An 8559-nucleotide genomic window follows, 5' to 3' on the forward strand; every position below is an offset into this window, starting at 1 on the left:
TATCTAAGTTGACATTTTTACGCGACATACGGAACAGGGTAAGCCTGTATACCTCCCTATGGGAAAGCTACCTGTGAAGGTGGCCGATAGGTATGCAGGTAAAGGAGGTTAGAGAAAGCAAATGATGATTTCGAATGAAATTAGTGCATCTTCTTACAACGAACCGTGGTCTCTCAATTACTGAGTGCTCATTGGCGAGGTATTAAAGCTTCAAGTGCGTATCGCAAAGGTAATTAACACGAAGAGCTAATGTTGCGATCAACTTTTGGTCTCGCTCTAGTCCTATAACGATTTAATTACTGGGTGCTTCACTGTGCCTTTGTGGAGGCTTGAGCCGTATGCAGTGAAAGTTGCACGTACGGTTCTGAGGAGGGTGGCACCTGGTAACAGGTGCCGTCTATCCGACATTTCCTTTCGGCTTGAAGAGATTTGGCGGATCAAAACCAAACTAGAGATTGATAGTAGTTGGATGTAGCTTGCGTTACTTAACTGAGCCATTCTTGATAACAAACTAAGATCGAGTGATTTTCTCTACTTCCGGGGTTGCGAGGTCTCTTCGCAAAATAGGATATTTAGCCGTGTTAAGCAGATTCAGAGAAAAACAGACCTTGAAGTTCAATTTGAGAAAAAGACAAGAACTCAACAGAGTCTCATGAAATGGATTTTGATGACTTCCAACAGCCAGCAATTTTCTTTTCCAAGCCAAATGCGAAAGCAACAACCGATTAGGTATATACAGGCTTAAATTAAAAGTTGGAATGTTCGATTTTCTTCTTTGATTTGTAGGCTTTCATTGAAATTTTTAAGACAAGTTGTTCTTGTTTCGTTGAAATGAGCTGCTTAGTTAAAGCTTTGTGGTGTAGGTCCGTGATAAAGTTTTTTTCCCAAGGCGTAAGGCGGTCAAACCTTAATAAAATAGTGTCATTTAGTACATTGAACAACTCGTATTGGCTTTTATCCATTCGACTGCTAAGCATTCAATTAGAGCACTTAGCTAGAGAAATGACGTTAAGGCTTTCTACGTTCTCATTTTTGCCTAAGGTAATGATTCGATAAGAGACCCCCCTCTCTAATAGTGGTCTTATTTCGATGTTGTCACAAAAACTAACGGCGACTTTTTCTACTAAGCTGTCCATATTCAAAGTTTTCTTTTTTACGAAAATAAGAGTGACACTATTGCCCTCTGACTGAGCATTTACGAGTGTGATTGAGCCTAACTCTTGTGGCAGTTGGCTTGAGATAACCGTCGCTCTATAATCGGCAAGCCCATTAGATTTTATTGGGCTTATCTGACAACCGTTAAGCATGACACTGACGAAGAAAATTACTGTTGTTCGTTGCATTATGCGCTTCTTCTCCCTTTAGGTGCCTTAAAATATTTATGGATATAACGTGAAGACATAGAAGATAAGAGCGCACTGTAATCTAAACTGAATGTGACTTTTTCCCCTACAAGTAGTGGTTTCTGTGAGGATTCAAGGACAAAGTGATCGCTAGTTGAAGACATGATCTTAATCCCATTCGGAGCCTTAAGCCCGCTGACACAAACATCTTGGCGGCCTAATGCCAGAATAGCTTGTGATACCTCCCCTCTATCTTGAAGGTTTTCTTTTTCACCAAAAGCATTTAACCCCCGACTTCCCCAAGGCAAAGTCGGTTTAATCTTGGATTCAATCACTTCAGCGGTCAAAGAAACCGCATCCGTATGTAAGCCTTTGATATTTTCGTGCTCTAAAGGCTCACAGCCTAAAAAAATTGCTTCTCCTATACGAAGGTTATTGACTCGAGTTAAGCCTGTTCTCTGAAGAGCCCAGTTAACTGAAGCAGAATTACCCCCTGAAATAATTTCTAGATTGACCCCAAATGTAGCTTCAATTCCATCGGCAAGATCAGAAAGAATATTCATATTTTGTTCATTTGGAGCGACGCCATACCGACAGGCTAAATTCGCACCAATTCCTTTTATCGTGATGTTCGGTAAAGAAATAATCTCTCGGATAAAATCAATCACGCGATTCGGCATCACACCTTCTCTGAGATCGCCAAGCTCAACCATAATAATGATACCGTGACGGCAATTTTGTTGTTCCGCTGCATGTGAAAGCCTCTGAATTACTTCAACTTCAGAATTTAAACTCATATCACTGTATTTTATTACACTCGCCACTTGACTTAGCATGGGCGTACGTATCAGCATTTTAGGGATAGCAATGCCTGATTCAGTCATCTTTTGAAGGTTTTCCATTCTTGAATCGGCTAACATTGTTACGCCAGCATCAATAAGAACTTGTGCGATGATAGGGTGGCCGAGGAAGACTTTTGTTACAGGTGTAACGGATATATTTTTTAGTGAGAGCTGAGTGATCAGGTACTGAGCGTTATGGTGAATCTTCCCACAATCAATGTCTAATCTAGGGCAGTTCACCCTTTTGCGGCCAGTTTTCTTGCTATCATAGGGAAGGCTGACGTTACGATGTGCAGTAGATGTTCGACAGGCTGTGATAATGCATCAGTAACCGGTATACCAAATTCGGTAGTGTAGCTGTCTATCGCACGACAGGTTTCATCTAAAGACATATCTTCATGATTCAGTGTTAGTCCAATAACATCGGTATTAGAAAACGTTTCGATAAGATTGATTTCTGAAGCAATCGAAGGCATTGGGCAATCAGGAAAATCACTACGATATAAACGTTTAGGAGCATGTTGCAATATCACACCCGCTGGACAACTGCCACGTAAGATAAATGCGCTGGTTGAAAACGCAGGATGACTCAAGGCTCCTTGCCCTTCAATAATAATCAGGTCCGGATTTTCTTTTTCATAGGCCTGTACAATGACAGATTCCAACTCACCGGCACAAAATTGTGAAGGGACAGCATCGAGTGCAACGCAGTATTGTGCGCCTTGCATAATACCTGTTTGACCAGTGGCAATCAGAACGACGTTAAGGCCTTTTCTAGTCAGTTCATTCGCTAATATTGTTGCTGTTGTTCGTTTTCCTAGCGCGCAATCCGTCCCCATTACAGCAATTCTCGGACATTTAACGTTATGTATTTTCCCGCTAAACGTTTTCAGATCGCCTTTACTTTTGGGTTTGCGAGTATCGAATATTCGAACGTTATTCTTTAAGCTAGCTTCTAAAAATAGAGGATCATCAGTTAGGAATTCATGTAAGCCATTTACGATGTTCATTCCTAGTGACATGGCATTTAAAATGATGCTTTTATCTAAGTCAGATAAAAAACCACTTGATGGCGCAATGCCAAAGATGAAGTAATCGGGAATGCTTTCCGCGTGAATGATAGCTTCTTCAGCATTGGCAAGGATCGGTATTCCATTGGCTTTGTTATCAAGTACTTCTCCAGCATCTAAGCCGGCAGATACACTATCAATAACCGATAGAATACGATAGCTTAATGAATGCCTCACTAGCCCATTAGCGGTTTTACCATCAATTTCACCGAAATTACCTTCGCAATATATAATTGCCGAAGGGATGACAGGTTTCACTTTCTGAGCAAGTGGTAGCCAAGGAGCGATATGAGTTACATTGTAGTTGGTTTTAAAATTTTCAATTCTAGTGAATTTGAAGATGTTTCTTAACTTTTGGGTTGAAATGGACATAATTAAAGCCTGCGGTGAGGCTTAGAAGGGCAACTAAGGAGTGCCGAGATGTGAGTTCGGAAAAGAAAAGAAGTCCCTACTAAGCGGTAGGGATAAAAACCAAGGTAACACACTTACCAGACTATTGTTGGTTAATATTAAGACACTTCTGCGTCTATCACTTTGAAAATTAGCCCTTACTAGAGTGAGTTATCGCCCGAGAATCGACTCAATTAACATCCTAATATCAACACAGATACCTAAACCGTTCAACTTCCTCATCAGTACGTGTTGGCATTGCTTTGATAAGTCTTCCTCTGCGCTTGGGAGCTCGTCTGTTTAGGTTTGGATGCTCTCACTTTTCGATTTTTAGGTTTACTCATAAACTGACCTGATAATATTCCACGAATGACTTCCCCTATCGCCTCAGAAGATAGCGATACTTGCGCATCATTCACATGGGCAAACGAAGCGTTGACGGAATACGCTTATGACCTAACAACTGCGGTGCCATTCATCATTTTTGACAAAAGACCATCTCAGCCCCGTCACCTCTTAAATTAGACAACCCATTAAAAGGAGCAATTTTAGCACCTTAAAACGATTTTAAGCTGCTTTGGCTCTTCCATACTTAAGATGTGTGATTAAGCTATTTTTTACGGTTTTGCTTAATGCCATCACAAGGATTCTCCATACAAGACGCTGCTGAACAGCATACTTAAAAATAGAACGAAGCACATCAAGGTTACGGTTGGCAGCGCCAGCCTAAGTCAACTAAATTCATCAAATCAACGTTGTACATGGTATGAATCAAGGCTACTGACGGGATAGCACACAAACTCTGGCAATAAATGTCTTTTCAAGGCACTCCTTGCTGTCCCTATCGAATCAAATTTCCATGTCGTGCACACCATAAACCATACATGACTCCTTAACCAATTCATCAAATTTATTGCAGGATTATTAGACAAAAAATCCCTTTATACAGAAACCATTTCCAACGTGTTCCAATCTTAGCCGAGTGGTTAACTCGCGCAGCTCAAGAATCTACCTTACCGCCTTTTGACCACTTTTTTCTTAATTCAAAAAGAGTGGCAAGAGTTGAAAATGGCGAGTTGGCTACATGACTGTGGAAAAATCACGACACCCGAAAGTGTGGTCAAAAAATCAACAAAACTGGAAGCGATTTATAACCGGATCCACGAAGTAAGAATACGCTTCAAGCTTCTTAAACGTGAGGAAGAAATTACGAAATTGAAGTCTTTGGTGCAAGCGTATCCAGTTGGATGGTGAGATCAACTAATAGAAAATTGTGAACAGTTGAATCAATATTTTTAATTTTTAGCTCAGCTTAATTTGGGAGCAGAGTTTATCACACCAACTGAACCTAATATCATCTCACGAATGTGGACTCTAACCTTAAGTAAACAACTCGGTACATCTTCAGAAGAAATGAAGCAGTACACGAAAAAAGATAAATACCCAGCCGAAGCAATATCAGGCGAATAAAGGATAAATGCACAACTTAGGTATTCAGAGCGGCACGTTAACAGAGAAAGAACGGTTTATCATCAACGATCACATTGTTCAAACCATCCATATTTTGGAGTAGCTACCGTTCCCACAACATATTCGAAACTTGGCAAAAATTGCGGGAGGCCACCATGAGAAAATTAATGGTAAGTGTAACCTATGGGCTTAACGGGCTCAGAGATGCCTCTTACCACAAAAGTCATGGCCATTGCCGATCTCTTTGAAGCGTTGACCCTGCTCTGTTCGCTTTTTTTTTAAGTTCGAGGGTTTGTAAACGTCTTACTGATGACTATTTACAGCCTGAGCAAATTGATGAAGTAAATATTAACGATTATTTAACGTGATATCGACGTTAAGAGCCTGTTCCTAGTCGTCATAAAGAGAAGAGGCCGATACGCGAACGTTGTTTCTCTCGTCCTTTCTACTTTCTTCGCAAACGTAATCTTCTCGCATCGGCTCAAAACTTGTTACGCCGTCACAATATATAATCCTGACACCTTAACCTAGATTGTCTTCTAGTCTTATGGAGTCGGTAGATTCGAAATCCTTAACGAGCACCTCATGTACCTAAACCGCCTTTACGGTGGAGTCAAAATCGGTCGAATTCACCTAGATATATCTCGGCGGATCTTGTGGGACAAACTGTCATGCGGCCTCCTAAAAACTGCATCGAACATAAAAACAAAACCGGCTTTCTTTTGCGCGAGCTGAGCGGTAATTTGCAATGCATCGATGGTATTACGCGCCATCCAATCGACTTTGGTAACGTGAATAATGTCCCCTTCCCTCGTAAAGCCCAACAACTGGTTTAGCTGTTAAATTTGAACGTCGGACGTTTAGTCTTAGGTACTGACACGGACATAGACAATTTTCATGAAATAAGCCTAGAATAAAACCAAATTTGGCGCCTAGTACTGTTGCCATTATCCGACACAGCATTGAACCATCCAGTTGCAAATTCTGATTAGCAATATAGACGATAATTTTATTTTCCATGCTCACTTAGAGTGCTTTGAGCACTTGTGAGGTAAGACGTGCAATACGGCTGACTTCTACAAACACCAAATTACCTATCCCAACCTTTTTGGTAGAGTCATAGAGCCCGTGCTTTTAGTTTGCTACATATTGGTTGTCTGAAGAGACTCCTAAATATGCGTAGTTCACCATGTTTTCACCTTAAATAAGATTATCTAAGGTAGACAAAAAAGTGAACGGATATAAGAAAGTGCGAACAGAGTCAGACAAAAAGACAGCACCGAAATTCGGTGCTTTTTGAAAATGTGAGAGCTAGCTTACAAAACGTCTCTGAGGTTTTTACGCTCTTCAATTTCTTCTTGTTCCGGGATAGTTCCAGGCAGCGTAATTTTTTTTGGATTTTGCTTAATACTTTGCACCGATCGAACAGACTTAGACGTCTTGGATTTCAAACTGAATACCTGTGGATTAATCGTAAGGTTTTGTCTTACTTCAACCGCAAACTCTTGATTTTCATTTTCAGGTAAATAATTACTCTTAAGGTACTTAATCGACAGGAAATCCTTGTTTCTCTTTAACGTAAATAAGCACTTTGTTAATCGCATTATCGACGTTAAACCAGCCCCAGATGCCATGGTAATTTCTTGATTACCACGAATTTCCTCTTTATTCACATGATGAACAAGCAATAAACTAGCGCCTGATTCACTGGCAAGGCTTTGGAAGACATTTTTGATTAAGCGATCGTGTTTGACTTCCTCACAACGGCCTATTGACTCAGTCACGGTGTCTACTATCACTAAATCGAATTCAGAGAAAATTTGTTTGAGTTGTTCTAAATACTGCTTATGTTCTACTTTTTCTTGTGCAGAGCTGTCGGGCGGGAGCACTATCGGTTCAATGTCCGTTAAAAAATGTAGATTTTTTTTTAGCTCTGACTTAATGGTGGCAGTGCAATTAACCAGCTTTTCTTTCATTCGAGATTGAATCACGCCAGCCCCGTCTTCTGAACTCAGTACCAAGGTTTTAGCCGGTTTGTCGGCCGCGCTCATCCCTAGTAAAGACATTGAAGAAGCGTGTTCCATCGCAATACAAAGTGCAAGGTGAGATTTACCGACATTCGGTGCGGCAATCAACATACCTACATGCCCTTTGAGTAAGCCTTTTATACTGAACTCTAGGCTTTGGCTCGCAGGTGAAGACATCAAGCTATCAAGAGATTGAGTAATCATGATTTACCCTCCCCAATATAAAAGATCTGTATACCATTACCAACATCGCGAAATTGAAGACTAAAATCTTTTTCAATTTGCACGGCATTGGCCAACAAATCTTTTCTTAGATCGCTACGGAAGCTATGGCTGACTTTAGAAGCAATAGACTGAATGTAACTATCGAGCGCCCATTCAAACTTTTTGTTATGTAAAAATTCTGCTTTGTGCGTGGTAATGTATTTTAAGAATGAGCGAACTGACGGTTTACTATAGTTGGTCATTTTGTGTTGTTCTAATCGATAATAGTAACCATGGTCGCGTATCGCTTGTAGCAAGCGCATGTCTGGCACTAAGAATACATGGTTAGTTAGATTCTTACTGTTTTTACGGCCGGTTTTGAATTTACTTCGATCACAATAGAAACGGTAATCTTGCACAAATTCTAAGGGCTTTTTGCCTACAACGTTCTGTTCTTCATCGAGTTCATTAATCACCAAATGAGCCGTTGCCAATTGAGTAATACGACGCTCAATTTGATCGTAGTTCGGACGAGTTGTCGCCATTCCCATTCGGGTTGCTAGCTCATACATACTCATCGATAAAACGGTTGCATCCCGGTCAATAAAAGAGTCGAAACCATCTTGTTGAGTGTCAGAAATATCACCATCAGAAATGGTTTGATATACTTGGGACCAATTTAAACGAGATCCCGCTTCATAAGAAGCATCGTCGAGTTGAATAGTTTGAGCATAGGCCAGCATAGTCTCGAGGATATCGCGATGAGGTTGTAGGAGATAATCTACATGTAGATCAACCCTGAAGCTTTTCCCATAGCTATTAATATTAACACTCTCTAATGGGTGATTTGGATCTGTACCACCACTCTGAGCAATTTGAATCAATTTTGACTGCATCGTTGAAGTCAAACGAGAAGCAGGATGAAAAATAGTTGCTCGAGAGAACAGAATCGATGAGATAAACCGATTTTTTCGGTCTTCTTCATTAATAACCGTCAGGCTAGAGTTGGATGATAACGTCATGATCATTACCTAAGAATGAGATAGTATCATTTTAACAGATAACCTTACTTACATCATCAACTTCGGTAGATGTCTATATTATTTCGGTAAATATCTATAGCTCGTCACATAAATTATGTATAAATATCGGTAAATAACTACTTGTTTCGGTAAATGTTTAGTTACTTCACAATGATCAAACTATGTATTTC

At 40.3% G+C, this 8559-nt stretch carries 5 protein-coding genes and 4 pseudogenes; 1 reads left to right on the forward strand and 8 read right to left on the reverse strand.

Features of this window, described 5'->3' with window-relative positions:
- Positions 1–373 precede the first annotated feature (373 nt).
- Positions 374–733 (forward strand): annotated as a pseudogene (locus AB4653_RS18170) (hypothetical protein); the annotation flags it as partial.
- Positions 734–746: 13 nt separating this feature from the next.
- On the opposite strand, the gene AB4653_RS18175 reads toward AB4653_RS18170, so the two are convergent.
- The 8 genes and pseudogenes from AB4653_RS18175 to AB4653_RS18210 form a co-directional block, all read right to left on the reverse strand.
- Positions 747–977, reverse strand: coding sequence for a hypothetical protein (locus AB4653_RS18175; RefSeq protein ID WP_016800070.1), 231 nt, complete (start codon positions 975–977; stop codon positions 747–749).
- Entirely contained in the window at positions 978–1343 is a 366-nt protein-coding gene (gene gspS2, locus AB4653_RS18180; protein ID WP_102258277.1) for a type II secretion system pilot lipoprotein GspS-beta, read from the reverse strand.
- Positions 1300–2425, reverse strand: a pseudogene (locus AB4653_RS18185) (alanine/ornithine racemase family PLP-dependent enzyme). Before AB4653_RS18185 ends, gspS2 begins: the two are co-directional and overlap by 44 nt.
- Positions 2422–3627 (reverse strand): DUF1611 domain-containing protein, encoded by a 1206-nt coding sequence (locus tag AB4653_RS18190; protein WP_016800067.1) that lies wholly within the window; start codon positions 3625–3627, stop codon positions 2422–2424. The pseudogene AB4653_RS18185 and the gene AB4653_RS18190 overlap by 4 nt, the downstream one beginning before the upstream one ends.
- 2120 nt (positions 3628–5747) lie before the next feature.
- Positions 5748–5954: pseudogene (locus AB4653_RS18195) on the reverse strand (recombinase family protein); the annotation flags it as partial.
- Between the two features lie 91 nt (positions 5955–6045).
- Positions 6046–6306 (reverse strand): annotated as a pseudogene (locus AB4653_RS18200) (resolvase); the annotation flags it as partial.
- 125 nt (positions 6307–6431) lie between these two features.
- Entirely contained in the window at positions 6432–7346 is a 915-nt protein-coding gene (locus AB4653_RS18205; protein WP_102258280.1) for an AAA family ATPase, read from the reverse strand.
- Positions 7343–8368, reverse strand: a complete 1026-nt coding sequence (locus AB4653_RS18210; protein WP_016800063.1) for a hypothetical protein — start codon at positions 8366–8368, stop codon at positions 7343–7345. Before AB4653_RS18210 ends, AB4653_RS18205 begins: the two co-directional genes overlap by 4 nt.
- Positions 8369–8559: the final 191 nt, after the last annotated feature.

It is taken from the genome of Vibrio sp. 10N.222.48.A3, assembly GCF_041475345.1.
Classification (GTDB): Bacteria; Pseudomonadota; Gammaproteobacteria; order Enterobacterales; family Vibrionaceae; genus Vibrio; species Vibrio tasmaniensis_A.

What these genes read in the sequence shown, in the direction of transcription:
- AB4653_RS18175 (WP_016800070.1), bottom strand. Translation starts at nt 977, where the DNA reads ATGCTTAGCAGTCGAATGGATAAAAGCCAATACGAGTTGTTCAATGTA.
- gspS2 (WP_102258277.1), bottom strand. Translation starts at nt 1,343, where the DNA reads ATGCAACGAACAACAGTAATTTTCTTCGTCAGTGTCATGCTTAACGGT.
- AB4653_RS18190 (WP_016800067.1), bottom strand. Translation starts at nt 3,627, where the DNA reads ATGTCCATTTCAACCCAAAAGTTAAGAAACATCTTCAAATTCACTAGA.
- AB4653_RS18205 (WP_102258280.1), bottom strand. Translation starts at nt 7,346, where the DNA reads ATGATTACTCAATCTCTTGATAGCTTGATGTCTTCACCTGCGAGCCAA.
- AB4653_RS18210 (WP_016800063.1), bottom strand. Translation starts at nt 8,368, where the DNA reads ATGACGTTATCATCCAACTCTAGCCTGACGGTTATTAATGAAGAAGAC.